1 protein-coding gene is annotated in these 613 nt (G+C 46.3%); it reads right to left on the bottom strand.

The features are described from left to right. Positions 1 to 112 precede the first annotated feature (112 nt). Positions 113 to 373, bottom strand: coding sequence for a DUF3791 domain-containing protein (locus DWX33_RS21885; protein WP_122381033.1), 261 nt, complete (start codon positions 371 to 373; stop codon positions 113 to 115). Positions 374 to 613 lie beyond the last annotated feature (240 nt).

Below are 613 nucleotides of genomic sequence, written 5' to 3'. Positions count from 1 at the left end.
GCTTGATCTCGCAAACGGGTCAAATAGAAACCCTTTCCAAAGTCCAAATCTTCCCGCCCCACACACGCCAAGGGTTGCTCCAACCGAAGTGTTGTCTCATGATATAGAACAATCATAACTCACCTCCTTTCGCACCTCCGGACGCAGCGGCTTCCCAGTTTCGCAAGGCCTCCACGACATCCTCCGCTACATTCCTCAGACTTTGGGTGTGCATGACATCATAGCAATCCAACAGCAAGCGACGCACCAATCCTACCTTCTCCAAGCGTCTACGCATTTCCATCGGAGAGATACGCATTTTCTTGGCAGAGGCTTCTATGGCCATCACCGCAAAATGGATCTTATCTACTATTTCCGCTTGTCGAGTATCCATGAGTCTTATATTTATCCTTCTTTATCTACAAAAAAAATCACATTTACGATTTCCCCACACCTATCCCGATAATAATTCTTCACTTATCGCAGTTGTTCGCTCTCTTTCCGTTCCCGATTCCGTTCAATCAGCCCATTACCACACGGATCACGTCCAACAGAGGAACCAACACCGTATCTAGAATTTCTTCCCGAACACTATGTTCAAGAACGTCTTCACCAATATCTTGAAATCGAACCA

This window comes from Parabacteroides sp. AF19-14, assembly GCF_003635485.1.
GTDB lineage: Bacteria > Bacteroidota > Bacteroidia > Bacteroidales > Tannerellaceae > Parabacteroides > Parabacteroides distasonis.
Note: the sequence above shows the minus strand (reverse complement) of the source record. Positions and strands in the feature narration are given on the sequence as shown.